This is a genomic window from Isoptericola halotolerans, from assembly GCF_003003075.1.
Classification (GTDB): Bacteria; Actinomycetota; Actinomycetes; order Actinomycetales; family Cellulomonadaceae; genus Isoptericola; species Isoptericola halotolerans_A.
Genome location: NZ_PVTX01000001.1, coordinates 601,704 through 625,041, shown reverse-complemented (window position 1 = coordinate 625,041; position 23,338 = coordinate 601,704). Strand labels below are relative to the sequence as shown.

At 74.4% G+C, this 23,338-nt stretch carries 23 protein-coding genes; 5 read left to right on the top strand and 18 right to left on the bottom strand.

Annotation, left to right across the window (positions count from 1 at the left end):
* The first annotated feature begins 19 nt into the window (after window positions 1-19).
* Window positions 20-1,783 (top strand): alpha/beta fold hydrolase, encoded by a 1,764-nt coding sequence (locus tag BCL65_RS02935; protein WP_243400806.1) that lies wholly within the window; start codon window positions 20-22, stop codon window positions 1,781-1,783.
* A gap of 172 nt (window positions 1,784-1,955) precedes the next feature.
* On the opposite strand, the gene BCL65_RS02930 is transcribed toward BCL65_RS02935, so the two are convergent.
* The 8 genes from BCL65_RS02930 to BCL65_RS02895 form a co-directional block, all read right to left on the bottom strand.
* The gene (locus BCL65_RS02930) at window positions 1,956-2,432 is read right to left on the bottom strand and encodes a nucleoside deaminase (RefSeq protein WP_106264938.1); all 477 of its coding nucleotides are present in this window, start codon (window positions 2,430-2,432) and stop codon (window positions 1,956-1,958) included.
* The gene (locus BCL65_RS02925; protein WP_106264936.1) at window positions 2,429-3,418 is read right to left on the bottom strand and encodes an ornithine cyclodeaminase family protein; all 990 of its coding nucleotides are present in this window, start codon (window positions 3,416-3,418) and stop codon (window positions 2,429-2,431) included. Before BCL65_RS02925 ends, BCL65_RS02930 begins: the two co-directional genes overlap by 4 nt.
* Before the next feature lie 97 nt (window positions 3,419-3,515).
* Window positions 3,516-4,442: an ABC transporter permease gene (locus BCL65_RS02920; protein ID WP_106264934.1), complete on the bottom strand. Its 927-nt coding sequence runs from the start codon at window positions 4,440-4,442 to the stop codon at window positions 3,516-3,518.
* On the bottom strand, window positions 4,439-5,692 hold the full coding sequence (locus BCL65_RS02915; RefSeq protein WP_106264932.1) for an ABC transporter permease: 1,254 nt from the start codon (window positions 5,690-5,692) through the stop codon (window positions 4,439-4,441). The genes BCL65_RS02920 and BCL65_RS02915 overlap by 4 nt, the downstream gene beginning before the upstream one ends.
* Window positions 5,689-7,392 (bottom strand): ABC transporter ATP-binding protein, encoded by a 1,704-nt coding sequence (locus BCL65_RS02910; protein ID WP_106264930.1) that lies wholly within the window; start codon window positions 7,390-7,392, stop codon window positions 5,689-5,691. The genes BCL65_RS02915 and BCL65_RS02910 overlap by 4 nt, the downstream gene beginning before the upstream one ends.
* Window positions 7,393-7,436: 44 nt before the next feature.
* Entirely contained in the window at window positions 7,437-8,492 is a 1,056-nt protein-coding gene (locus tag BCL65_RS02905; protein ID WP_106264929.1) for a BMP family protein, read from the bottom strand.
* Window positions 8,493-8,623: 131 nt separating this feature from the next.
* Complete coding sequence (locus tag BCL65_RS02900; protein WP_207767674.1) at window positions 8,624-9,352, bottom strand: GntR family transcriptional regulator; 729 nt, start codon at window positions 9,350-9,352, stop codon at window positions 8,624-8,626.
* A gap of 9 nt (window positions 9,353-9,361) precedes the next feature.
* Entirely contained in the window at window positions 9,362-10,846 is a 1,485-nt protein-coding gene (locus tag BCL65_RS02895) for an XRE family transcriptional regulator (protein WP_106264927.1), read from the bottom strand.
* Between the two features lie 129 nt (window positions 10,847-10,975).
* Between BCL65_RS02895 and BCL65_RS02890 the strand changes: the two genes are divergently transcribed.
* A complete protein-coding gene (locus tag BCL65_RS02890; protein ID WP_106264925.1) occupies window positions 10,976-12,910 on the top strand; it encodes a phosphoenolpyruvate carboxykinase (GTP) in 1,935 nt (644 codons plus the stop codon).
* A gap of 24 nt (window positions 12,911-12,934) precedes the next feature.
* On the opposite strand, the gene trpS is transcribed toward BCL65_RS02890, so the two are convergent.
* The 5 genes from trpS to BCL65_RS02865 form a co-directional block, all read right to left on the bottom strand.
* A complete protein-coding gene (gene trpS / locus BCL65_RS02885) occupies window positions 12,935-14,044 on the bottom strand; it encodes a tryptophan--tRNA ligase (protein ID WP_106264923.1) in 1,110 nt (369 codons plus the stop codon).
* A gap of 179 nt (window positions 14,045-14,223) precedes the next feature.
* A complete protein-coding gene (locus BCL65_RS02880) occupies window positions 14,224-14,628 on the bottom strand; it encodes a type II toxin-antitoxin system VapC family toxin (protein ID WP_106264922.1) in 405 nt (134 codons plus the stop codon).
* Window positions 14,621-14,875 carry a type II toxin-antitoxin system Phd/YefM family antitoxin gene (locus BCL65_RS18260; RefSeq protein WP_106264920.1) on the bottom strand — a complete coding sequence of 85 codons (255 nt, stop codon included), beginning with the start codon at window positions 14,873-14,875 and terminating at the stop codon, window positions 14,621-14,623. The genes BCL65_RS02880 and BCL65_RS18260 overlap by 8 nt, the downstream gene beginning before the upstream one ends.
* A gap of 40 nt (window positions 14,876-14,915) precedes the next feature.
* Window positions 14,916-15,968, bottom strand: a complete 1,053-nt coding sequence (locus BCL65_RS02870; protein WP_106264918.1) for a proline racemase family protein — start codon at window positions 15,966-15,968, stop codon at window positions 14,916-14,918.
* Entirely contained in the window at window positions 15,955-17,067 is a 1,113-nt protein-coding gene (locus BCL65_RS02865; protein ID WP_243400805.1) for an alcohol dehydrogenase family protein, read from the bottom strand. The genes BCL65_RS02870 and BCL65_RS02865 overlap by 14 nt, the downstream gene beginning before the upstream one ends.
* A gap of 75 nt (window positions 17,068-17,142) precedes the next feature.
* Here BCL65_RS02865 and BCL65_RS02860 point away from each other — a divergent pair, with 75 nt between their 5' ends.
* Together BCL65_RS02860 and BCL65_RS02855 are read left to right on the top strand one after the other, a co-directional pair.
* Window positions 17,143-17,622 (top strand): tRNA (cytidine(34)-2'-O)-methyltransferase, encoded by a 480-nt coding sequence (locus tag BCL65_RS02860; protein ID WP_165799944.1) that lies wholly within the window; start codon window positions 17,143-17,145, stop codon window positions 17,620-17,622.
* Between the two features lie 60 nt (window positions 17,623-17,682).
* Window positions 17,683-18,627 (top strand): helix-turn-helix transcriptional regulator, encoded by a 945-nt coding sequence (locus BCL65_RS02855; protein ID WP_106264914.1) that lies wholly within the window; start codon window positions 17,683-17,685, stop codon window positions 18,625-18,627.
* Here the strand turns inward: BCL65_RS02855 and BCL65_RS02850 are convergent.
* Window positions 18,514-19,698 carry an MFS transporter gene (locus BCL65_RS02850; RefSeq protein ID WP_243400804.1) on the bottom strand — a complete coding sequence of 395 codons (1,185 nt, stop codon included), beginning with the start codon at window positions 19,696-19,698 and terminating at the stop codon, window positions 18,514-18,516. The genes BCL65_RS02855 and BCL65_RS02850 overlap by 114 nt on opposite strands.
* 81 nt (window positions 19,699-19,779) lie before the next feature.
* On the opposite strand from BCL65_RS02850, the gene BCL65_RS02845 reads away from it, so the two are divergent.
* Window positions 19,780-20,451: an AIM24 family protein gene (locus BCL65_RS02845; RefSeq protein WP_106264912.1), complete on the top strand. Its 672-nt coding sequence runs from the start codon at window positions 19,780-19,782 to the stop codon at window positions 20,449-20,451.
* Here the strand turns inward: BCL65_RS02845 and BCL65_RS02840 are convergent.
* The 4 genes from BCL65_RS02840 to BCL65_RS02825 all read right to left on the bottom strand — a co-directional run bounded on the left by BCL65_RS02840 (window position 20,438) and on the right by BCL65_RS02825 (window position 23,313).
* A complete protein-coding gene (locus tag BCL65_RS02840) occupies window positions 20,438-21,067 on the bottom strand; it encodes a copper resistance CopC family protein (RefSeq protein ID WP_106264910.1) in 630 nt (209 codons plus the stop codon). The two genes, BCL65_RS02845 and BCL65_RS02840, sit on opposite strands and share 14 nt — an antisense overlap.
* Window positions 21,064-21,798 (bottom strand): YcnI family copper-binding membrane protein, encoded by a 735-nt coding sequence (locus BCL65_RS02835; protein WP_106264908.1) that lies wholly within the window; start codon window positions 21,796-21,798, stop codon window positions 21,064-21,066. The genes BCL65_RS02840 and BCL65_RS02835 overlap by 4 nt, the downstream gene beginning before the upstream one ends.
* Window positions 21,799-21,863: 65 nt before the next feature.
* A complete protein-coding gene (locus BCL65_RS02830) occupies window positions 21,864-22,553 on the bottom strand; it encodes a hypothetical protein (protein WP_106264906.1) in 690 nt (229 codons plus the stop codon).
* A gap of 31 nt (window positions 22,554-22,584) precedes the next feature.
* Window positions 22,585-23,313 carry a ThuA domain-containing protein gene (locus BCL65_RS02825; protein WP_106264904.1) on the bottom strand — a complete coding sequence of 243 codons (729 nt, stop codon included), beginning with the start codon at window positions 23,311-23,313 and terminating at the stop codon, window positions 22,585-22,587.
* Between the last annotated feature and the right edge of the window lie 25 nt (window positions 23,314-23,338).

The window sequence follows — 23,338 nt, the reverse complement described above, 5'->3', positions numbered from 1 at the left end:
GGCGACCTAGGGTGGTGCGGTGAGCCTCACCTCGACCTCCGAGTACACGATCCCCGGCGCGCACGTCACCGACCGGACCCTCACGGTCCCCCTCGACTGGTCCGCGCCCGACGACGACCGCACGCTCTCGCTGTTCGTGCGCGAGGTGGTCGCACCCCGGCGTCGCGGCGAGGACCTGCCGCTGCTGGTGTTCCTCCAGGGCGGACCGGGCGGCAAGGGCCCGCGGCCCACCGGCCCGGACGGCTGGCTCGGCGAGGCCTTGAAGCGGTTCCGGGTGGTGCTGCTCGACCAGCGGGGCACGGGGCGGTCGACGGCGGTCCGGGCGGGCGCGCTGCAGCGGCTCGGCGACGGCGCGGCCCAGGCCGAGTACCTGAGCCACTTCCGTGCGGACTCGATCGTGCTCGACGCCGAGCACGTCCGCCACGAGGTCTACGGCGCGCGGCGCTGGTCCACGCTGGGGCAGTCCTACGGCGGATTCCTGACCCTGACGTACCTGTCGCTCGCACCCGAGGGCGTCGCGGCGTCGTACGTCACCGGCGGGCTGGCAGGCCTGTCCGCGAGCGCGGACGAGGTCTACGGACGCACGCAGGAGCGCGTCGTCGCCAAGAACGCGCTCTACCGCGAGCGCTACCCGGACGACGTCGGGCGCATCGCCCGGATCGCCGACCGGATCGCCGTCGGCGACGTGCGCCTGCCGGGCGGGGACCTGCTGAGCGTCGAGCGCTTCCAGACGCTCGGCATGGCGTTCGGGATGGGCCCGGGTTTCGAGCGGGTGCACTGGATCGTCGACGAGGCGTTCGACGACCCGTCGGCACCGGGCGCCGACGACACGCTCACCGACACCTTCCTCGCCGAGGTGGAGGCCGCCACCGGGTTCGCGACCAACCCGCTGTACGCCGTGCTGCACGAGTCGATCTACGCCCAGGCCGCGACCGGCCCGACGGCGTGGGCGGCGCAGCGGGTGCGGGACGGCGACCCCGACTTCGCCGTCGACGCCCGGCCGTTGCTGTTCACGGGCGAGATGATCTACCCCTGGATGTTCGACCAGGTCGCCGCGCTGCGTCCGTTCCGGGCCGCTGCGGAGGCGCTCGCGGCCCGCGACGACTGGCGGGACCTCTACGACCTCGACGTGCTGGCCGCGAACGAGGTCCCGCTCGAGGCGGCGGTGTACCACGACGACATGTTCGTCGACGCCGGACTGTCCCTCGACACCGCCGACCGCGTCGGCAACGCCCGTGCCTGGGTCACCAACGAGTTCGAGCACGACGGCCTGCGCGCCGGCGACGTGTTCGCGACGCTGCTGGACCGCCTCGACGCCCGCGGCGGTCCGCTCACCGAGCGCGAGAAGACGGACCGGTCACCCGGCTGGTTCGCCTACGCCCCGCTGTCCGGCCAGCTGTACTTCCCGGGCGACAAGCGGTCGGCGGACGTCGACCGTACGCCCACCGTCCGCGCCAGGTTCTCCGACGACGGCCCGGCCGCGACGCCCGCGCCGCGGCCGCCGTACGAGGCTCGGCTGATGAACGAGTACGCCTGCGACCGGCCGCTGTGGGACGTTCCGCCGCGCATCGTGGCCGGACTCGGTGCCGACCTCCGGAACCGGCTCCACGCCTGGGCGACGACGTTCCAGGGGCACTACGACCCGGTCGACGGCTGGGACGACGACGCCGTGGCGACGGAGCACCGCGCCGAGGGCGAGCGGCTGCGCGAGGCGCTGCAGGCGGCCCTGCCCTGGCCGTGGACGGTGCGCCTCGATGCCTGGGAGCACGGCACGACGACGTAGCGGCGTCGACGGCCGGCACGCGCGTGCCTCAACTACCTCGCGGACCAGTCGACTACCTCGGCGGGTGGTGCACTACCTCGGCGTGCCGTGCACTACCTCGGCGGGCGGTGCACTACCTCGGCGTGCCGTGCACTACCTCGGCGCGCGGAGCACTACCTCGGCGGGTGGTGCACTACCTCGCGGGGAGCTCGCGAAAGGGTTGCAGACCCTCGTCGCCCAGCGCCGGGCCGACCACCTCGATCGTGGCGTCGGACGACGCGACCACCTCGGCGCAGCGCAACCGGAACCCGGGTGGCCCCGGAGTCACGGCACGGATGTCCGCCGCGGCGGTGCCGAAGACGATCCGGGCGACGCCGGACCACACGAGCGCCGCGGCGCACATCGGGCACGGCTCACCGGAAGCGAACATCGTCGCGCCGACGACGGCCCCGCGATCGGCCGGGGCCACCGCACGCACGGCGTCGAGCTCGGCGTGCGAGGTCGGGTCCCCGGTCTGCGCCGCCGTGTTGCGACCCGTCGCGAGCACCCGGCCGTCGGCCGCCACGAGCACCGCGCCGAACGGCTTGTTGCCGTCGGCGAGCGTCTCCCGGGCGATCCGCAGGGCCTCGGCCAGGTGCTCGCGGTCCGCCGCGGACGTCGGCACGCTCATGCCGACAGGTCGACGGTCAGACCGCGGCCCGCGGCTCGGGCCGCGTCGAGCAGCAACCGCCCGACGGCCACGTCCAGCAGCCCGAGGCCGACCGAGTTGAACACCGTGATCTCCGCGGCCGCCCGGCGACCGGATGCCCGCCCGGTGACCACGTCGCCGAGCTCCGTCCGGCAGGCCGCGGCGTCGACGGCGCCGTCCGCGATCGCCAGCAGCACGTCGCCGGACTCCCCCAGGGCGGTGGACACCGAGTCCACCACGACCCGCGAGCGTGCCATCGCCGCGCCGTCGACCTCCCGGTGGTCCGGGCGCGGGGGCGCGCCCACGACGTTGACGTGCATCCCCGGGTGGAACCACTCCCCGTGCACCACCGGCTCGCGCGACGGCGTCAGCGTGCACACGACGTCGGCGGACCCGACGGCGCTCTCGGGCGACCCCACGCGCGTCACCTTGATCTCGGGGTGACGGGCCGCCGTCCGCTCCGCGAACGTCGCCGCGGTGGCGTCGGAGCGCGTCCAGAAGAGCACCTGCTCCAGCGGCCGCACCGTGGCCAGCGCACTGACGTGCTCCAGCGCGAGGCCACCCGCGCCGACCAGGCCGAGCACCCGGGCCGACGGCGGGGCGAGCCACCGGGTCGCGACCGCGCTCGCCGCCGCGGTGCGCAGCCGGGTGGGCAGACCGCCGTCGAGCACCGCCACGGGTCCGCCGTCGTCGGCGTCCACCAGCACCAGGACCGACCGCTGCGCCGGCAGGCCGCGGTCACGGTTGCCCGGGACGTCGGCGAGCAGCTTCGACCCGGCGAGCCCGGCCCGCCGCGAGACGGCCGTCATCGGCAGGAAGTGCGCGGCGTCGTCGAGCGCTGCGACGGCGAGCGGGGCCTGCGCGGCCGTGCCGTCGGACAGGTCGGCGAAGGCCCGCTCGACGGCGTCGACCACCTCCGCGGGCTGCACCAGCCCGATCAGGTCGGAACGGGTCAGGACGAGGGGCACGGGACCTCCAGGAGACGGACGGTGCGGGCGGGGCGGGCGGGGCGGGCGGTGCGAGCGGTGACGGGAAGACCAGCGAGCGACGCGGTGCGGGACGCCGTCACGCCAGCCGCCCCTGCCGCACGAACGCGGTGTTGAGACCGGCGGGCGGCCGGCTGTGGCTGACGAAGCCCGCCACGGCGAGCAGCGCCAGCACGTACGGGAGCATGACCAGCAGCGCGAACGGCACGTCGACCCCGAGCGCGGGCAGCGTGAACTGCAGCGCCTGGGCCAGGCCGAACACGACGGCCGCGACGGCGACGCCGACGGGACGCCAGCTGCCCGCGATGACGGCCACGACGGCGAGGTAGCCGGTCCCGGCCGTCATGTTGTCCGTGAAGGTGTGCACCTCGGACAGGGCGAGCTGTGTCCCGGCCAGGCCGGACAGCAGCCCGACGACGAGCACCGCGGTGAATCGCACCCGCAGCACGGGGACGCCGGAGCGGTCCGCGCTGGCGGCGTCCTGCCCGACGGCGTCGACAGCGATGCCCCAGCCGGTGCGGCGCGAGGTCACGATCGCCAGCAGGACGACGGCGGCGACGAGCGCGTAGGCCAGGCCGGTCTGGCGGAACAGGGCCGGGCCCAGCACGGGGATGTCCGCCAGCAACGGGATCTCGATCCGGGCGAAGCCGGGGACGGTGGTGCCGCGGTCCAGCAGGAGCCGCGCACCGAAGGTGGTGCCGGCGAGCGCCAGCGCGTTGGCGGCGAGACCGGTGACGATCTGGTCGGCGCGGAGCAGGACGCTCAGGACGGCTTGCAGCACCCCGACGAGCAGACCGGCGACGGCGCCGCACAGGACCCCGTAGAAGGCCGACCCGCTGGCGGTCGCGCCGACCACGGACGCGAACGCACCGGTGAGCATCATGCCCTCGACGCTCATGGTCAGGACACCGGCGCGTTCGCCGACGAGCTCACCGCTGGCGGCGACGAGCACGGGGACGGCCAGCGCGACGGACGCGACGAGCAGGTCCGTGAGGGTAGGGATCATGAGGTGGCCTCCGTGCCGGTGCGGTCGGGGGTGGCCGGGCGCCGCCACGGACGCCAGGGCCGGGTGCGGGTGGGGCGGGCCGTGCGGCGCACGGTCCAGATCGCGGTCCCGGCGACGCCGAGGATGATGAGGCTCTCGGCGATCTGGGTGATCGACGCCGGGACGCCCGCCGCGAGCTGGAGGTTGATCCCGCCCGAGACGAGGAACCCGAGGGCGGTGGCGATGCCGACGGCCGCGGTGAAGGAGCCGCGGGCGAGCAGCCCGACGACCAGCCCGGAGAACCCGTAGCCGGAGGCGAGCCCTTCGTCGAGCACGTAGGGCACGGAGGCGACGAGCACGCCGCCGGCGACGCCGGACGCCGCACCGGCCGTGGTGAGGGCGGAGAAGCGCAGCCGGTCCACCGGGAGCCCGAGGCGCAGCGCGGCGGGCCGCGACATCCCGACGGCGGCGAGCCGGACACCGGTGGCGGTGCGGCGCAGGACGAGCGAGCCGGCGACGGCGCCCGCCAGGGCCAGCACGACCGCCGTCGTCGCCGGCGAGTCGGGCAGGCCGAGCAACGGCAGGTGGGCGCTGTCCACGAGCGGGGAGGACTGCGGCAGCGTCTCCGAGCTCGTGACGGGCTGGCGCAGCAGCGCCTCCTCGTGGATGGACAGCACGAGCACGGCGACGCCGACGAAGTTCAGCAGCAGGGTCGTGATGACCTCGCTGACCCCCCGCCGGACGGCGAGCCACGCCGCGATCGACGCCCAGGCGGCACCGCCGAACGCCGCGGCGAGCAGCAGCAGCGGCAGGGCGACGGCGGCCGGGACCGCGGGCGGCAGGGTGGTGCCGACGGCGGTGGCGGCGACCGCACCGACCGCGATCTGCCCCTCGCCACCGACGTTCACCAGGCCGGCCCGGTGCGCGACGAGGAATCCGGTGGCGACGAGCAGCAGGACGGCGGCGACGTTGAGGGAGGAGCCGATGGCGTACGGGGTGCCGACCATGCCCTCCCACAGGGCTGTCGCGGCCTCGACGGGGGTCGCCCCGGCGAGCGCGGCGAGGCCGGTGCTGACGCCCAGGGCGCCGAGGACGGCCGCGACGGGGACGAGCACGGGCCGGGCGTCCAGCAGGCGGTCGCGCCACGCGGTGGTGGGGGCGCCGGAACGTTGCGCGCCCGGCGGGCGTCCGGTGTCGGCTGGTGCGTCACGGCCGGGCGAGCCGGCGACGACGTCGGCGGCCGCACCGGGTGCGGAGGTCGGGGCGGTCATGCCGCAGCTCCCGTCATGAGGTGGGCGACGCGGTCGCGCGCGTCGGGTGCATCGGTGGGGACGGGACCGCGCAGGCCTCCCCGGTAGGCGACGTGGACGCGGTCGCACAGCACGAGCAGCTCGGACAGCTCGCTCGAGACGACGAGCACGCCGACCCCGGCGGAGGCGGCGGCCCGCAGGTGCCCCACGACGTCGTCCACGGCGCCGAGGTCGAGGCCCCGGGTCGGTTGGGCGGCGACGACGCAGCGCAGCGGGTCGAGGCTGAGCTCGCGCGCGAGGACGGCCTTCTGCTGGTTGCCCCCGGACAGGGAGGACACGGGGGCGTCGAGGCTCGCGGTGCGCACGTCGAAGCGCCGGGCCAGGTCCGCCGCCGAGGCCTGCATCGCCCGGCGGTCGAGGAGCCCGAACCGGCGGAACCGGCGCAGCCGGCCCAGCAGCAGGTTGGTGGTGACGCTGAGCCCGGTCACCACCCCTTCGTGGTGGCGGTCCTCGGGGACGACGCCGAGCCCGAGCGCGGTGCGGCGGCGCGGTCCCGCACCGGTGATGTCGGTGCCACCGAGCCGGACCGTCCCTCGCGACGGTCGCAGCGCGCCGGACAGCGCGGCCACGAGCTCGCTCTGGCCGTTGCCCTCCACCCCGGCGATGCCGACGATCTCGCCGGGCCGCACCGCCAGGTCGACGTCGTCGACCCGGCGGGCACCGTCGGCGTCGTCGACGCAGAGCCCGGACACCACGAGCACGGGCGGCGTCCCCGCGTCCCGGCCGTCGGTCGTGTCCCTCACGGAGGTTTGGGCGACGGTCCGGTCGGCGGTCCGAGCTGCTTCCTGCCTGCCCTGCGGTGCGGGTCCCTGGCCGACGACGCCGACGCTCGCGGCGAGCACCGGGTCGAGGCTCGAGGCGTCTCGGCCGACCATGAGACCGACGAGGTCCGCGGCGCCGAGCCCGCCCGGGCGGTCCGGAGCGTCGTCGCGGGCCAGCGGCCCGCTCCCGGCGACCCGGCCGCCGCGGAGCACGGTGGCGCGGTCGCCGACCCGCATGACCTCGCCGAGCTTGTGGGTGACGAGCACGACGGCGGTGCCCGCCGCCGCGACGCGACGGCAGGTGGCCAGCAGGCTGTCGACCTCCTCGGGACCGAGGACCGCCGTCGGCTCGTCGAGCAGCAGGATCCTCGGGTCGTCGAGCAGCGCCTTGACGATCTCGACCCGTTGGCGCGCCCCGACGCTGAGGTCCTCGGCCCGCGCGTCGAGGTCGACCCGCAGGCCGAGCGTCTCGGCGATCGCGGCGAGCCGCGCGGCCAGCCCTGCCCGGTCGGGGCGCAGCCGACGCACGCCCCGACCCAGCAGCATGTTCTCCTCGACGGTGAGCGTCGGCACCAGCGAGAAGTGCTGGTGCACCATCGCCACGCCGCGGGCGAGCGCGTCCGCCGGGGAGGCGGGTGCGAACCGTTCCCCGCCCAGGAGCACCTGCCCGGACGTGGGCGGCATCGACCCGAACACGATGTTGCACAGCGTGGACTTGCCCGCGCCGTTCTCGCCGAGCACGCAGTGCACCTCCCCGCCGGCGATCTCGAGGTCGACGCCGTCGAGCGCCGTGTGGGCGCCGAAGACCCGGGTCACGTTCCGCAGTGCGAGGGCGGGCGCAGCCGTCGCACCGTCCTGCACGTCGTGCGCCGCCGGGGCCGGCGGGAGGGTCGTCGGCATGGGGGCTCCTCTCGGTGTCGTGGGGGTGCTGGTGTCGGCCCCGGTCAGTAGGGCGCGACCTCACCGCTGGCGACCGACGCGGTGATCTCGTCGAGGGCGGCGACGGTCTCCGGGTCCTCGCTGCACAGCACGAACTCGGTGCCGCCGAGGTCGGACGTCAGGCCGAACGGCACCTGTGCGGCTTCCCAGGTGCCGTCGAGCACGGAGTGCACGGCGTGCTCGACCTCGGTGCCGATGTCGGTGCGGACGTAGCCGACGTAGGGGCTGCCCTCGGCGCACTCGCCGGGGATCGGGCCGCCGATCATCGCGGCGCCGGCGTCCTGCGCGGCCTGCTCGATGCCCTGCTTGCCGAGGTTGACGATCTGGCCGATCACGTCGACCCCCACGCCGTAGTTGGCGGCGGCGGCCTGCTTGGCCTTGGCCGGGTCGTTGAAGTCGCCGAGGTACTGCGGGGTGACGACCTCGGTGCCGGGCACGGCCGCCTCGGCGCCGCGGGCGAACGCGGACGACGCGTTGACGATGGCGGGCAGCTCGACGCCGCCGATGAACCCGACCTTGCCGGACTCCGAGGAGAGCGCGGCGACGGCTCCGGACAGGTACTCCGCCTCGGCCTGCTGCGGGTCGTAGTAGGCGAGGTTCTCGAGGGGCTCGGCGTCCGCGGGGCCGCCGATCTCGACGAACTTCACGTCGGGGAACTGCGGGGCGACCTTGCGCAGGTCGGCGTCCGTCTGGCCACCCACGGAGATCACCAGGTCGGAGGAGCTGGCGAAGCGCACGAGGGTCTGCTCGTAGTCGGCGGAGGCCACCTCCTCGACGAAGGACAGCTCGACCTCGTCACCGAGCTCTTCCTCGAGGCGCTCGTAGCCGAGGTAGGCCGACTCCATGAACCCGGTGTCGGAGGTGGAGCCCGGCAGGAACACCCCGACCGTCAGTGCTTCCTCCGTGGCGGCCGCGTCGTCGCCGGCCTCGGTGTCGGCGTCGGCCGTGCCGGTGCTGCAGGCCGCCAGGAGCCCGCCGACGATCAGGGCGCCGGCGGCGGCACGGAGACGGGTGGGGCGGTCGGACGAGCCGGAGACGGGGGTGGGGCGGCTGGTGCGCATGTGTCCTCCTGGTCGAGTTAGCGGTATACCACTAATCGAGGAGTCTGCTGGCCGAGTGTTTCCGACGCATCAAGCGGCCGTAAATGCTGCGTGACCGTCCGGCCGGCGCCCGAGTCAGGAGCGCGCCCGGGTCAGGAGCCGTGCCGCCCCCGGTTGCGCGTGCGCGTCACCGCGACGGGGTCGATCGGCGAGGACGCCCACGTCTCGGCGAGGGCCAGGCTCGGTTCCCGTCCCGAGGCGACGTGCGCGTGCGCGAGCGCGCCCACGCCGTCCGCGTCCCGCGCCTCGATCGCCGCGAGCATCGCCGCGTGCTCCTCGCACTGCTCGCGCGTGTCCCGGCGCTTGGTCAGGTGGAACAACCACCGCACCCGGGCGTCGAGCGGCGCCAGCATGGACTGCAGCAGCGGGTTGCCGCACGCCTGGACCACCACGGCGTGGAACCCGGCGTTCGCCGCCGCCGTCGCGGCGTCGTCCCGGCGGGCGAGGGCGTCCCGGGCGGCGTCGACGGCGGCGGACATCGCGGCGAGGTCCGCCGCGGAACGCCGCAGCGCGGCCAGCCGGAAGGCCAGCACCTCGACGCTCTCGCGCACCTCGAACAGGTGCTCGACGTCGTCACGGGTGAACGGCGCCACGAGCGCGCCCTGCCGCGGGACGAGCACGACCAGCCCCTCCCGCTCCAGCTGGTGCAGCGCCTCGCGCAGCGGGACGCGCGAGACCCCCGTCTCGGTCGCCAGGTCGCGTTCGACGAGCCGCTGACCGGGATGCAGGTCGAGCCCGATGATGCGGGACTTGAGCGACTCGTACGCCGTCTCGCGCAGCGAGGGTCGGGCACCGTCGTGGGGGGCGGGGCTCGTGGTCACGCCTCGATCCTAGGGAGCGTCGACAGGTGCCGTGTCGGACGCCGGCGCGTGCCGCTCGAGGAAACGGTAGACGTCGGTGTCGTCCACCCCCGGGAACACCCCGCGCGGCAGCGCCGCGAGCACCTGCTGGTGCATGCGCGCGCTCGGCCACGAGTGCGCCTGCCAGCGCTCGGTGAGGTCGGTCGGCGGTCGCTGGCAGCAGGCGGGATCGGGGCAGGTCGAGCTGCGCCGCACCTGGGTGTCCCGGCCGCGGAACCACTTGGCGTGGGCGTACGGCACGCCCACGGTGACGGAGAACTGGCGCCCGTCCGCCGCGGTGCCCGTCTGCACGGAGTCCCAGAACGTGCCGGCCGGCGTGTCGGTGTACTGATACGACTCCGAGGCACGGTCGCGCCGGGTGAAGGCCTCGCGCGCGGGCCACCGGCGGCACACGAGCTGGCCCTCGATGGCGCCGGTGACGTCCTGCGGCAGCGGCAGCCCGTCGTTGGCGTAGCCGCGGAACAGCGCACCGTCGTCGCCGACCCGCAGGAAGTGGAGCGGGATGCCGAGGTGGACCGTGGCGAGGTTGGTCAGCCGCATCGCGGCCGCCTCGTGGGTGACGCCGAACGCGTCGCGGAAGTCCTCCACCGCGAGGTCCTTGTCACGCTTGCGCTGCGACAGGAACTCCACCGCGGCCGACTCGGGGATGAGGCAGGCGGCGGCGAAGTAGGTGATCTCGACGCGCTGGCGCAGGAACTCGGCGTAGGAGCGGGGCCGTTCGTGGCCGAGCACGCGGTGCGCGACGGCCTGCAGCGCCAGCGAGCGCAGTCCGTGCCCGCCCGGGATCGAGGCAGGCGGCAGGTAGATCCGGCCGTTCCTCCAGTCGGTGACCGAGCGGGCCGAACGCGGCAGGTCGTCCACGTGCAGGATCGTCAGCCCCAGGTCCTCGGCGATCCGCGCCACGGTGCGGTGCGTCAGCGCGCCACCCGTGTACCCGGCGCGGCGCGCCATGTCCTCGCCGATCTCCTCGATGTGCGGCATGTGGTTGCCGCGCTCCTGGCGCTCGTGGCGCAGCATCGTGTTGGCGCGGCGCGCCTCCTCCGGCGTCGCGATCGCCTCCTCCTCACGGCGGGCCAGCTCGCCGTGGAGTCCCACGAGCTGCTCGAGCACGGGCACGGGCAGCTTCTGGCTCGGCTTGATCCCCGGCAGCCCGAGCGCCGCGAACAGGGGCCCGCGCTGCGCGCGCTCCAACGCGATCTCGAGCTCGGCGCGGCGCGACGGCGGCTCGTCCGCGAGGAGGTCGGCGAGCGCGACGTCGAGCGCCTCGGCGATCGCCCGCAGCAGGGAGAGCCGCGGCTCGCGGCGCCCGTTCTCCACCAGCGACAGCAGGCTGGGCGCGGAGTCCACGGCCCGGCCGAGGGCGTCCAGGGTCAGCCCCCGGGAGGTGCGCGCGTGCCGGATGCGGCGGCCCAACGTGATGAGGTCCGGGGTCTCCGAGGGCGTCGTCGCGGTCATGGCTTCACGCTACGTGAAGATCAGCGATTCTTCACGGCCGTTGACCTGGAAAGTCCCCGGAGTCACGGGACAGGCTGGAGACAGGAAGCTCGTCCTCCGCGACGGGACACCACGACGGACGGAGCCACCATGACCTTTACCGCCAATCCCCGCAGGACGCGCCTCGCGGTCGCCGAGCTCGCGCCGGACACCCTCGCCCGCACCGACGCGGCCGGCTTCCCGCGGCCGCTCGCCGCATCGGCCCCGGCGCCGCACCGCGACCCGTTCGCCTGGGTGGCCGAGATCGCCGAGCTGACCCAGCCGGACGACGTGGTGTGGTGCGACGGGTCCGCCGAGGAGAAGCAGCGGCTGATCGACCAGATGGTGGCGGCAGGCACCCTGCTCCGGCTCGACGAGACCAAGCGTCCCGGTTCCTACCTCGCCCGCTCCGACCCGTCCGACGTCGCGCGCGTCGAGTCCCGCACCTTCATCTGCTCCGAGCGCGAGGTTGACGCCGGCCCCACGAACAACTGGCGCGCCCCGGCCGAGATGCGCTCCGAGCTGGACGGCGTCTTCGCCGGCTCCATGAAGGGCCGCACGATGTACGTGGTGCCCTTCTCGATGGGCCCGGTGGGCGGACCGATCTCCCAGGTGGGCATCGAGATCACCGACTCGCCCTACGTCGTCGTCTCCATGCACGTGATGACGCGGGTCTCCGGCGAGGTCCTCGACCTCATCGAGGGCGGTCAGCAGTGGGTCCCCGCCGTCCACTCGGTGGGCGCCCCGCTCGTCGACGAGCACGGCGAGCGCACGGCCGACGTCCCCTGGCCGTGCAACGAGACCAAGTACATCGTCCACTACCCGCAGACGCGGGAGATCTGGTCCTACGGCTCCGGCTACGGCGGCAACGCGCTGCTCGGCAAGAAGTGCTTCGCGCTGCGCATCGCCTCCGCGATGGCCCGCGACGAGGGCTGGCTGGCCGAGCACATGCTGCTCATCCGCATCACCTCGCCCGAGCAGCGCCAGTACCACCTGGCCGCCGCGTTCCCCAGCGCCTGCGGCAAGACGAACCTCGCCATGCTCCAGCCCACCGTGCCCGGCTGGACGGTCGAGACGATCGGCGACGACATCGTCTGGATGCGCCCCGGCCCCGACGGCACGCTGCGCGCCATCAACCCCGAGGCCGGGTTCTTCGGCGTCGCCCCGGGCACCGGCGTCGAGACCAACCCGACGGCGATCGAGACGCTCACCCACGACGTGATCTTCACGAACGTGGCGCTCACGGACGACGGCGACGTCTGGTGGGAGGGCCTCACCCCGGAGCCGCCGGAGCACCTCGTGGACTGGCGGGGCGACGACTGGACGCCGGCCGACGGGGAGGCCGGTCGGCCGGCCGCGCACCCGAACTCGCGGTTCACGGTGTCGGCGGCGCAGTGCCCGTCCATCGCGGACGTCTGGGAGGACCCCGCCGGGGTCCCCGTCGACGCGATCGTCTTCGGCGGCCGCCGCGCGAGCAACGTGCCGCTGGTCGCCCAGGCCACGAGCTGGGAGCACGGCGTGTTCATGGGAGCCACCATCAGCTCCGAGCGCACGGCCGCGGCCGAGGGCGCCGTCGGCGAGCTGCGGCGCGACCCGTTCGCCATGCTCCCGTTCTGCGGCTACAACATGGCCGACCACTGGTCGCACTGGCTCGAGGTGGGCGCCGGCCTGGCCTCCGCCACCCGCCCGAAGATCTTCCAGGTCAACTGGTTCCGCAAGGACGCCGACGGGGCGTTCATCTGGCCCGGGTTCGGCGAGAACTCCCGCGTGGTCAAGTGGATCACCGAGCAGATCGACCGCTCCCGCGGCGTGCGCACCGATGCAGGGGCCGTCCCCTCCCCCGTCGGCCTGCTCCCCGCGCCCGGCGCCCTCGACGTCGACGGGCTCGACCTGTCCGACGACGACCTGGCGGCCCTGTTCGACGTGCCCGCGGAGGCATGGCTCGCCGAGGCCGAGCTGACCGGCGAGTTCTTCGACACCTTCGGCGACCGCACCCCGGCGGCGCTGCGGGAGCAGCTGGCGGGGCTCACCGCGCGGCTCCGCTGACGGTGCGCTCGGTGCCGGAGGCGGTCACGAGTACACCGTGCCCATGAGCTCGCGGACGTCGGCCAGCGTGCCCTCGGCGAGCACGGTCGCCCGCGCGGCTCCCCGGGCGAGGACCTCGCCGACGACGGCTCGACCGTCCGCGGCGAGGTCCCGCCGTCGGGCACGGATCGGGCGGAGCCCCTCGACCACCGCCTCGGTGACGACCTCCTTGAGCCGCCCGGCGCCGTCCGCGCCGATCGTGTCCGCGAGGGCCTCCGGCGTCGTCCCCGCGAAGTGGGCGCCGAGGCGCAGCAGGCTGGCCACCTCGGGGCGGGACCCCGGCTCGAACGTGATGTGCCGGTGGGAGTCGGTCCGCGCTCGCCGCAGGTACGCGGCCGTCTCGTCCTCGTCCGCCCGCAGCTCGAGCGCGTTGCCGCGCGACGTCGACATCTTCGCGCCGTCGTTCCCGAGGACCGTCGGCATGTCGGCGAGCAGCGCCTCCGGCTCGGCGAAGTACGGCTGCGCGGCGGTGTAGCGCTGGTTGAAGCGCCGGGCGACCGTGCGGGACGTCTCCAGGTGGGGCAGCTGGTCGGTGCCCACGGGCACGAGGTTGCCGTGCACCGCGAGGATGTCGGCGGCCTGGTGGACCGGGTACGTGAGCAGGAGCCCCGACATGCTCCGGCCCTGCCGGGTGGCGGCGTCGACGGACTCGGCCTTCACGGTGGGGTTGCGCTCCAGCTCGGCGACCGTCACCAGCGACAGGAACGGCAGCATGAGCTGGTGCAGGGCCGCCACGGCGGAGTGCGCGAACACGGTGGTGCGGCGCGGGTCGATGCCCGCCGCGAGGTAGTCGAGCACCACCTCGCGGACGTTGGCGGGCAGGTCGCCCGTCTCGTCGCGGTCGGTGATGACCTGGTAGTCGGCGACGACGACGATCACGTCGACGCCGGCGTCCTGCAGGCGCACCCGGTTGGCGACGGTGCCGAGGTAGTGGCCCAGGTGCAGCGCGCCCGTCGGGCGGTCCCCGGTGAGGACGCGGAACATGCTCGGGTCGCGGGCGATGCGCTGCTCGATCTCGGCGCTGCGGGCGCGGGCGGCGCGGACGGAGGCGGTCTCGCCGTCGGCCTCGGGCACAGGTGCGGTCGTACTGGTCATCGGTCGGCTCCTTCGGTGGGTGCCGCCCACCGAGGCCCGACGTCGGCACGAACGCGACGAGTCCCGGGCTGCGGCGGGCAGCTCGGGACTCGTGGGCTCGGGGCGCGTCAGGTCACGGCTGCAGGTGCAGCCACCACCAGTCGGTACGCCTCGTCATGCGGCCAGGCTAGCGGACCGGTTCAGACCGTGACGACCTGGACGAGGTCGTCGAGTCCGGCGAAGTCGTCGGGGTTGCGAGTGATGACCGGCAGCCCTTCGGCAACTGCCACGGAGGCGATGAAGAGGTCGGCGAGCCGGCGTCGGGGCGTGCGACCCCGTGCGACGACGGCCGCGTAGATCTGCCCGTAGGCGCGCGCGGCCTCCAGCTCGAAGGGGATCGGCTCGAAGGCTGCCTCGGCGCGTTGGAGGCGATCCTGCCGTCGCGCCCGTTCGGCCGGGTCCGTCGTCGCCGCCGGGGCCGCAGCCAGCTCGGCGAGCGTGACGGCGCAGATCGCCAGCTCGCCGGGCAGCGTGTGCACGGGAATCGTCTCGAGGTCGAGGACGACGGACGTGTCCAGCAGCCCTCGCTCCACGCCGTCAGGCACGCGGCTCGATTCCCTGGTCGACGTGAGCGTCGAGGTCAGCGAGCACCGCTTCACGGTCGAGTGCGGGCGCGTGGCGGAACATCTCGACCGCCGCCTGTGCCGGGATGAACCGCTGCCTGCGCAGCGGCCGCAGCTCACCCACAGCGCGACCATGACTGGCCACGACGAACGACTTGCCCTCGTCGAGTGCGCGCATGATCCGACCGCTGTCGTTGCGCAGTTCGCGCTGGCTGATCTGCTGGCTCATGGCAACGAACGTAGCACGCCGTGCTACACCTGACGAGGCCTCAGGCGCCGGCCTGCACCGCCAGCACGTGCTCCAGGTCGGAGGCGTCGACGAGCGGGTCGTCCAGGTCGACCGTGATCTGCGAGTGCGCCAGCAGCCGGGCCGAGCCGGTGATGGTCGAGTGCAGCGCACGGTAGGCACCGACCGTCGCCTCTCCCAGGACGGTGCCCACGAACCGGCTGCCGCGCGGGGAGATCGTCTCCAGCGCGTCGCCCTCGGCGATCTCGCCGCGCTGGGCCATCAGGGCCAGCCGGGCCGACGTGCCGGTACCGGTCGGGCTGCGGCAGATCACACCGGGGTGGACGTAGGTCGCGGACGGCGACTCCAGGTGGCCGGGTCCGGCCCCCCGCACCGGTCCCATGAAGTGCGCGAACGGCAGGGGGCCGACGTCGCCCAGCTCGGGATGCTCCTGCAGCAGCCCCGGCCGGGCCGCCCGGACGAACGCGTCACCGAAGGCCGTCAGCGCGATCTGCTCCTCGGCGTTGATGGTGAACCCGTGGGCGGCGGCGTCGATCATCGCGTAGTACGCACCGCTCCAGACGAGGTCGAAGTGCACCTCGCCGTAGTGGGGCACGTCGACGCTCAGCCCTTCCTCGGCGACGTAGGCGGGCTCGCCCTGGGTGGTGATCGAGGCGACACGGCCGTCCGTGATCCGTGCCGTGATGCGCGCGAGCCCGGCGGGCGACTCCAGCACCACGCTCTGCAGCCCGTCGTCCTCCCGCATGGGTATCGCCCCGCTGGACAGCAGGGCCGTGGCGGTGCAGATGGTGTTGGAACCCGAGTACAGCGGGTAGCCCATCGCCTCCATGATGATGTAGCCGGCCTGCGCCTCCGGGTGGCTGGGCTCGACGATCAGGTCCACGGACATCGCCGGGTCGCCGTACGGCTCCGAGAGCAGCAGCCGCCGCAGGCCGTCTCCCTCGCGTTCCAGGTAGCGCGCCTTCTCCAGCACGGTCGTCCCCGGGATGAGCTCGACGCCGGCGACGACGATCCGGCTGACGTCCCCTCCGGACTGGGTGTCGATGAGGTGCAGCGTGCGCTCACGGTGCGGCATGCGGTGCTCCCACGGTGTCCCAGTGCCGGTCGGGGACCACGACCAGCTTGCCGATGTAGGTCTTGCTCAGGAAGGTGCGCTGCGCGTCGTGGAAGTCGGACAGCCGGAACGTACGGTCCAGCAGCGGCTTGATGTCGCCGTCGGAGATGTAGCGCACCAACCGGCGGAACGCCGTCCGCGTGCCCTGGGACGACCCGTGCAGCTCGAGCTGCTTGAGGTACATGGTGCGCAGGTCGAGCTGCACCACCGGCCCGCCGATCGCGCCGGCGGTGCTGTAGCGGCCCTCGGGGCGCAGGATGCGCAGCAGGTCGTTGAACATCGGACCGGCGACGAGGTCGGCCACGACGTCGACCGGCCCGTCGACGACGCGCTCGGTCTCGGCGACCAGGTCGTCGGCGTCGCGCAGGATCACGTCCTCGGCGCCGATCTTCCGGAGGGCCTCCTCCTTGCCGGCGCTGGTCACCGCGTACGGGACCGCTCCCCGGACCCGGGCGAGCTGGACGATCGCCGACCCGACCCCGCCGGAGGCCCCCGTCACGAGGACCCGTTCGCCCTCGGCCAGCCGGGACCGGTCCAGCATCTGCTCGGCCGTCAGGTACGCGCAGCAGAAGGTCGCCAGCTCGGCGTCGGAGATGTCGGCCGTGATCTCGTAGGCGTTCTCGGCCGGGACGGCCACGTACTCGGCGTACCCGCCGTCGCGGCCGTGGCCGATGTAGTCGATGTCGGCCAACGAGTCGTCACCCTCGGGCCGGTTGTAGATCGAGAAGTCCACCATCACGCGCTCGCCGACCCGCTCGGCCGGGACCCCGTCACCGACGGCGACGACCACCCCGACGGTGTCGGTGCCCTGGATGCGGGGGAACTCGAGCGTGGACCGGCCGCGCCGCCACGTGGACACCTCCGCGGCGTCGGTCTCGGAGCCGTAGGCGCCTTCACGGACCCAGACGTCCGTGTTGTTCATGCCGCAGGCGTGGACGTCGATCAGGACCTCGCCCGCCGACGGCGTGGGCGTCGGGACGTCGTCGCGGTAGACCAGCTGGTCGAGCCCGCCGTGACCGACGAGCTGCACAGCCTTCATCAGGTCAGGTATCGGTTCCATCTTTCGACACTAGGGGCGGCGGCCAGGACGCGCTCTGCGAGATCCGGGGTGGGCCGGGATGGGAGAATCGTCGGCGTGCACCAGCCGTCCCCGTTCGCCCACATCGTGTACTTCGAGCCGCGCATCCCCGGCAACACCGGGTCCGCCATCCGGCTGGCCGCGGTGACCGGCGCGCGCCTGCACCTCGTCGAACCGCTCGGCTTCGACCTGTCCGAGACGAAGCTCAAGCGCGCCGGCCTCGACTACCACGACCTGGCGGTCATGGACGTGCACCCGAGCCTCGACGCCGTCCTCGACACGCTCCCGGACGCGCGCGTCTTCGCGTTCACCACGCAGGCGACGACGCCGTACACGTCGGTCACGTACGCCCCGGGCGACGTGCTGCTCTTCGGACCCGAGCCCACCGGGCTGCCGGACGACGTGCTGACCCACCCGCGGGTCACCGACCAGCTGCGGATCCCGATGCTGGCCGGGCGGCGCTCGCTGAACCTGACCAACGCCGCCTCGATCGCGGTCTACGAGGCGTGGCGTCAGACCGGGTTCGCCGGGGCCTGAGCACAGCCGCCCGGCCCCGACCCCCGGAATAGACCCGCCCCGGGCGGCGCTGACCCCGGCATGGTCGCCCTGGAGCCCGCACCGCCCGCCGCACGGGCCGAGGCGTTCCGTGCCGCTGTGCAACCCGCCACGACCGCCCGCTGGGAGCTCACCGGGTCCCGCATCGAGACGGTGGCTGCCGGTGCCGCCGTGCACCTGCCGGGCCCGTCCGCGTGGCTCCTGGTGCTCGACGGCGAGCTCGCCGTCGAGTCGTGGCAGTCCACCGAGGTGCTCGCCACCCACGACGCGGCCTTCCTCGGCCGGGCGCACGCCTACCGCACGAGAGCCACGCGGCCGGCGCGGGTCGCGCTCGCGGCCGTGCGGCAGGCGGGCGGCGAACCGCCCGTGCCGGAACGGTTCGTCGCCCGGGGCTTCGCCACCGCGAGCCGCGGGGTGGCGGCCCTCGTCGAGCTGTGCCCCCTGGCCGCGGAGTGCCACGCCGGCACCCAGTTCGCCGCGAGCTACGGCGAGCTGCTCGCGGCGGCGATGCGCCAGCAGTGGCTCGACTCCCTCGACGAACCGGTCGACGTCGCGGCCGACCTGCCACCCGAGCTGCACCGGGTCGTGGCCGCCGTCGCGCGCGACCCGGCCCACCCGTGGACCCTCCAGGAGCTCGCAGGCCTGGCGCACCTCAGCCGGTCCACCCTCGGGGAACGGTTCCGCGAGGCGCTGGCCACCACACCCCTGCAGCTCGTCCGCGATGCCCGCATGCGCCGGGCACGCGAGCTCCTCGCCGACGCCGACCACTCGGTCACCCACGTCGCGTTCGCCGTCGGCTACGGGTCCGTCGCCGCGTTCAGCCGCGCCTTCACCGCCGTGCACGGCACGACCCCGCGCGGCTGGCGCGCCGGATCAGGCCGGTCGTCCGCGGAGGCAGGCGAACCCGGCGGCCCCGACGATGGCGAGGACCGCGCCCGTCAGGAGCACCGGCGTCAGACCGGCGCCGTCGAGCAGCCGGCCGCCTAGCACCGCACCGAGCGTGATCGCCGCCTGGAACGCGGTCACCTGCAGCGCGAGCGCCGACTCGGTGCGCCGCGGCTCCGCCGTCGTGACCCAGAGCTGGGTGGCCACGGGGACCATGTTCATCCCGAATCCCCACAGGATCACGGCCGGCACGACCACCCACAGGGACCCGGCCCCGGCCAGCGTCGCCAGGGCCAGCCCGAACAGCGCCGGCCCGAGCGTCGTCGCGAGCCGGAGCCGGCGGGACAACGACCCGGCCACGAGATTGCCGGCCAGCCCGCCCACCCCCCACAGGAGCAGCAGCAGGGGGACGACCGAGGCGTCCACCCGCTCGATCGCGAGGCGGATGAAGGGGTACGCCGCGAAGTTGCCCAGCACCACGACCAGGAGGGAGGCGATGCCGAGCAGGAGCCGCCGGTTCGTCAGCGCCTGGCGCAGCATCGTCAGGCCGGCGCCCGGCTGCGCGGGCACGCTCGGCATCGCGAACCAGACGGCGGCGGCGCTGGCGGCGGTGAGCGCCGCGGCGACACCGAACACGAGCCGCCACCCGAACAGGTCGCCGAGCAGCGAACCCAGCGGCACCCCGGCGATGGTCGCGATGCTGACGCCCAGGGCCAGCGTGGTCGAGACGGTGGCCGCACGGCCCGGCACCGCGCGGATGCCCGCGGCGAACGCGAACGCCCAGTAGCCGGCGACGGCCACGCCCAGCAGCAACCGCCCGACGAGCAGCACGGCGAACGCCGGGGCGACCGCGACGATCAGGTTGGCCACGGCACCGATCACCAGCAGGGCGACCAGCACCGTGCGGCGGTCGGCCCGCGGCAGGACGACGGCGATGGTCGGGGCGGTGAGGAACCCCGCGACGGCGGTGGCCGCCACCGCCAGGCCCGCCGTGCCCTCGGTGACGCCCAGGTCGGCGGCCAGCCCGGGCAGCACGCCGGCGGGCAGGAACTCGCTGGAGACCAGCATCGTGATGCCGGCGGTGAGCGCGAGCACGGGCGTCCAGGTCGCTCGCGCGCTCGGGCTCGGGCTCGGCGTCGGGGTCGGGGTCGGGGTACCTGTCGAGGTGGTCACCCGACCATGCTGTGCCGGCACGCGCGGGCGAAGTTGATCGATCGCCGCGAGGTGTTGACCGCGATGCCGCAAGATGGGGCCATGCGCTCACACCTGTTCCAGCACACCGAACCCGAGGGCGAGCCCGGGAGCTTCCAGCTCGCCAACAAGGACATGCTCAAGGTCGACCTGACGGGCTCCGGCGGGTTCTTCTACGCCAAGCAGGGTTCGATGGTGGCCTACCAGGGCGACGTCGACTTCTCCTACGAGGGCAGCGGGTCCATGACCAAGCTGTTCAAGAAGGCCTTCACCGGCGAGGGCATGTCGCTGATGAAGGTCTCCGGGCGCGGGGACGTGTTCCTCGCCCAGGACGCCGACGAGGTGTTCGTCCTGTACCTGGAGAACGAGAGCGTCACCGTCAGCGGGAACAACATCCTGGCCTTCGAGAGCACGCTGTCCTGGGACATCAACCGGGTCGAGGGCGCGTCGATGCTCACCGGCGGGCTCTTCAACACCACGTTCACCGGCACCGGGGCGCTCGCGGTGACCGCCTACGGCACCCCGGTCGTGCTGAACGTCGACGAGCCCACGTTCGTGGACATGCAGTCCGCCGTCCTCTGGTCGACCTCGCTGGCCAGCTCCGTCCGCAAGACGGCCAAGCTGGGCGCCGTCATCGGGCGCGGCTCCGGCGAGGCCTACCAGCTGGCGCTGAGCGGCCAGGGGTTCGTCGTCGTGCAGGCCTCCGAGGGTCACCCGCCGCTCAAGGAGAGCTGACTCCCGGGTCCTGGTCGGCACGGCTGCGGCGACCCGCCCGGACGACGACGAGCACGACGACGCCACCCAGCAGCGCGGCACCGAGCGCGACCGCGACGACCACCCCGGCCGACGGCGCCGCCTCGGCCTCGCCGGGACCTGCCGTCCCGGCGGGCGCACCTGCCCCGTCCTGGCCGTCGCCCGTCGCGCCGCAGGCCGGGTCGACCGCCCCCGGCGCCTGGTCCGTGCCCGACGGCGGGGCGTACTCGAACGTGAGCTCGCCCGAGACGGGGTGCCCGTCCGCCGAGACGACCCGCCAGTCCACGGTGTACTCGCCGGGCCCGCCGAGCTCGACCGGCGCGGACACTTCCGCACCCGAGATCTGCGGGCAGGCGGTGGCGTAGTGCCCGCCGTCGGGCCCGGTGACGTCCACGACGGTCGACTGCCCGCCCATGTCGAGCAGCACGTCGTTGAAGGTCACCGAGACCTCGTCCAGGTCGGCGGTCACCGTCGCACCCTCCTCCGGGTCCGTGCCCACCACGTAGTTGTGGGCCGACGCCGGCGGCGTGGCCGTCACGAGGAGCGTGACGGCCACGCCGGTGAGGGCCGCGGACCGTGCCAGTCCGCGGCGGCTCATCGCGAGGTGCCGGCGGTGCGGGTGCGGGAGAGCGCGACGGCACCCGTCACGGCGCCCACGAGACCGAGCCCCAGGCCGGCGGCTCCCAGCCACAGGCCCGTCGCGTCGCCACCGCCCGATCCCTCGGCGGACGTCTGTGCGGACACCTGTGCGGACGCCTGTGCGGACTCCTGCGCCGGCGCCTGCGCGCTCGTCACGGCGAGGACGGGCGCCGGGAGCGAGGGCTCGGCGTCGCCCTCGGCGACCTCCTCCCAGGAGACGACCTCGCCGTCCGAGTACGTCTGGTGAGCGGGCAGGACGATGCTCTCGACCTCCGGGACGGGACCGGCCGAGACGGTGAACCGGCGGAACTCGCCCGGGGCGATCGCGGCGTCGGCGTCGTCGGCGGTCCAGGTGACGGTGTCGACGGCCTCGGTGATCTCCGCGCCGTGGACGCTGACCGGCTCGTCGAGCTCCGCCGTGGTCACCGTGGCCGTCCAGCCGGGGACGGGCTCGACGGAGACGTGGGCGAACGGGGTGTCGGTGGGCAGGTCCACCTCGAGCTCGGTGGTCGAGGCGGTGTCGGACTCGTTCGGCACGCGGAAGGTCAGCAGCGTGTAGCCGCCGGCCTCGGCCTCGCTCGGGTCGACGGTCACGTGCGCGGAGGCCGCACCGGCCCCGGCGACGGCGACGGTGAGGCCGAGCAGGACCACGCCCCCGGAGGTCAGGGCGCGGCGAAGAAGGGTGTGCATGGCAGGTTGCTCCTGTGGATCGAGGGTACGGCGGCAAGGACCCGCACCCCGTGCCGAGGAGCGGGTCAGGCGGCGCCGAGGGCGAGGTTCGCCGGGGCACCGGGACGGGCCGCTCCCGGCGGGCCGCGGAACCGCAGGCCTCCTGTGAGCAGCCGCCGCAGGGCGCGGGCCCCCACGAGCCGGTCGACGACGACGGCGGCAGGCCGCCGCCGGGCGACGGGCAGCGTGGCGGTGCGCACGAGCAGCGTCATCGACGACATCCAGGTCACGACCCAGCGGGCGGCGCGGTCGCCGGACGCGAGCACGGCGGCGACCAGCACGACCGCCACGACGTGCGCGGCGACCATCAGCACCCCGCCCGCGCCGTGCCCGGCACCGGCCGCCGTCACGCCGACCGCGTCCGCACCGAGCACCGCCACCGGTGCCGGTGCCGCGCCGTGCGCGGCGTGGCCCGACGGGCCGGGGGACGCAAGGTGCGGCGCGTGCGGCACGTGCGAGGCCAGCACGGACAGCTCGGCGTGCAGCAGCACCTGGAGGAGGCCGAGGACCGGCAGGAGCCGGGGCAGCGTCAGCGCGCCGCGGCCCAGCGCCACGGCGGCGGGCAGGACCGATCCCACGAGCACCGCGACGGCCAGGGCGCTGCGGGGCGTACCCCCTCCGGCCGCGGAGTGCGCGGCGGTGGCCATGGCGAGCGAGGTGCTCCCGACCAGGAGCGCGCGCACCGGCAGCACGTCGAGGGCCGGTGCGGAACGCATGGCACCAGCCTAGGCCCGGACGAGGGGCGGCCTACGCCAGCAGCCAGGTGGCGGCCCGCAGCAGCAGCCGCACGTAGCCCGCCGAGTCGTAGGCGCGCGCGTCGTGGCCCAGCCCGCAGTACACGGTGCGTCCGCCGTGGGCCTCGGTCGCCCAGACCACGGGCTGGGGCGTGCCGTCGTCGTCCGGCACCCAGCCGAGCACCTCGGTCGACTTCGCGACCCGGAGGGCGCAGTACCGCTCGTCGAGCAGCTCGACGGTCGCGTCGGACCCGGCCACGATGGGGTGCCCGCCGGTCGCCAGCGTCACCGTGGCCGGGCCGAACGGCGGGTGGTACGACGTCCCGGACACCCACCGACCGCCGAGGACCTCCTCCCAGCCCGGCGCGTCGCCGAAGGTGTTCGCCGACTGGTGCACGGCCAGGACCCGCCCGCCGTCACGCGCCCACGCCTCGAGATCCACGTGGAACGGCGCCCACGCGTCGTCGTCGGGCCCGATGCCGGCCTCGAGGAAGCCGGGCCAGGACGTGCCGGCGTTGACGACGACCAGGTCGACGTCGGCGAGGTCGGCCAGGGCGTCGGGGAACACGGAGCGGACGACGACGTCGGTCCCCCGGCCGCCGAGCTCGAGCTCGGCGAGCACGAGCGCGAGGCGGTGGCTGGTCGCGGCGTGGTCGTGCCACGGGTCCTCGTAGCGGCCGCGGCCCGTGAGCACCAGGACACGGTACGGGTTGCCGGACTCGTCGGGATGCGTCGTCGTCACGGCATGATCGTGCCACGGACCCGGG

Bases quoted from the DNA above. Each gene is read 5' to 3' on its own strand.
- BCL65_RS18260 (WP_106264920.1), bottom strand. From the start codon at position 14,875: ATGAGCCAGCAGATCAGCCAGCGCGAACTGCGCAACGACAGCGGTCGG.
- BCL65_RS02870 (WP_106264918.1), bottom strand. From the start codon at position 15,968: ATGCCGCACCGTGAGCGCACGCTGCACCTCATCGACACCCAGTCCGGA.
- BCL65_RS02920 (WP_106264934.1), bottom strand. From the start codon at position 4,442: ATGATCCCTACCCTCACGGACCTGCTCGTCGCGTCCGTCGCGCTGGCC.
- BCL65_RS02855 (WP_106264914.1), top strand. From the start codon at position 17,683: ATGGTCGCCCTGGAGCCCGCACCGCCCGCCGCACGGGCCGAGGCGTTC.
- BCL65_RS02865 (WP_243400805.1), bottom strand. From the start codon at position 17,067: ATGGAACCGATACCTGACCTGATGAAGGCTGTGCAGCTCGTCGGTCAC.
- BCL65_RS02905 (WP_106264929.1), bottom strand. From the start codon at position 8,492: ATGCGCACCAGCCGCCCCACCCCCGTCTCCGGCTCGTCCGACCGCCCC.
- BCL65_RS02845 (WP_106264912.1), top strand. From the start codon at position 19,780: ATGCGCTCACACCTGTTCCAGCACACCGAACCCGAGGGCGAGCCCGGG.
- trpS (WP_106264923.1), bottom strand. From the start codon at position 14,044: ATGACCAGTACGACCGCACCTGTGCCCGAGGCCGACGGCGAGACCGCC.
- BCL65_RS02930 (WP_106264938.1), bottom strand. From the start codon at position 2,432: ATGAGCGTGCCGACGTCCGCGGCGGACCGCGAGCACCTGGCCGAGGCC.
- BCL65_RS02840 (WP_106264910.1), bottom strand. From the start codon at position 21,067: ATGAGCCGCCGCGGACTGGCACGGTCCGCGGCCCTCACCGGCGTGGCC.
- BCL65_RS02895 (WP_106264927.1), bottom strand. From the start codon at position 10,846: ATGACCGCGACGACGCCCTCGGAGACCCCGGACCTCATCACGTTGGGC.
- BCL65_RS02835 (WP_106264908.1), bottom strand. From the start codon at position 21,798: ATGCACACCCTTCTTCGCCGCGCCCTGACCTCCGGGGGCGTGGTCCTG.
- BCL65_RS02910 (WP_106264930.1), bottom strand. From the start codon at position 7,392: ATGCCGACGACCCTCCCGCCGGCCCCGGCGGCGCACGACGTGCAGGAC.
- BCL65_RS02890 (WP_106264925.1), top strand. From the start codon at position 10,976: ATGACCTTTACCGCCAATCCCCGCAGGACGCGCCTCGCGGTCGCCGAG.
- BCL65_RS02915 (WP_106264932.1), bottom strand. From the start codon at position 5,692: ATGACCGCCCCGACCTCCGCACCCGGTGCGGCCGCCGACGTCGTCGCC.
- BCL65_RS02830 (WP_106264906.1), bottom strand. From the start codon at position 22,553: ATGCGTTCCGCACCGGCCCTCGACGTGCTGCCGGTGCGCGCGCTCCTG.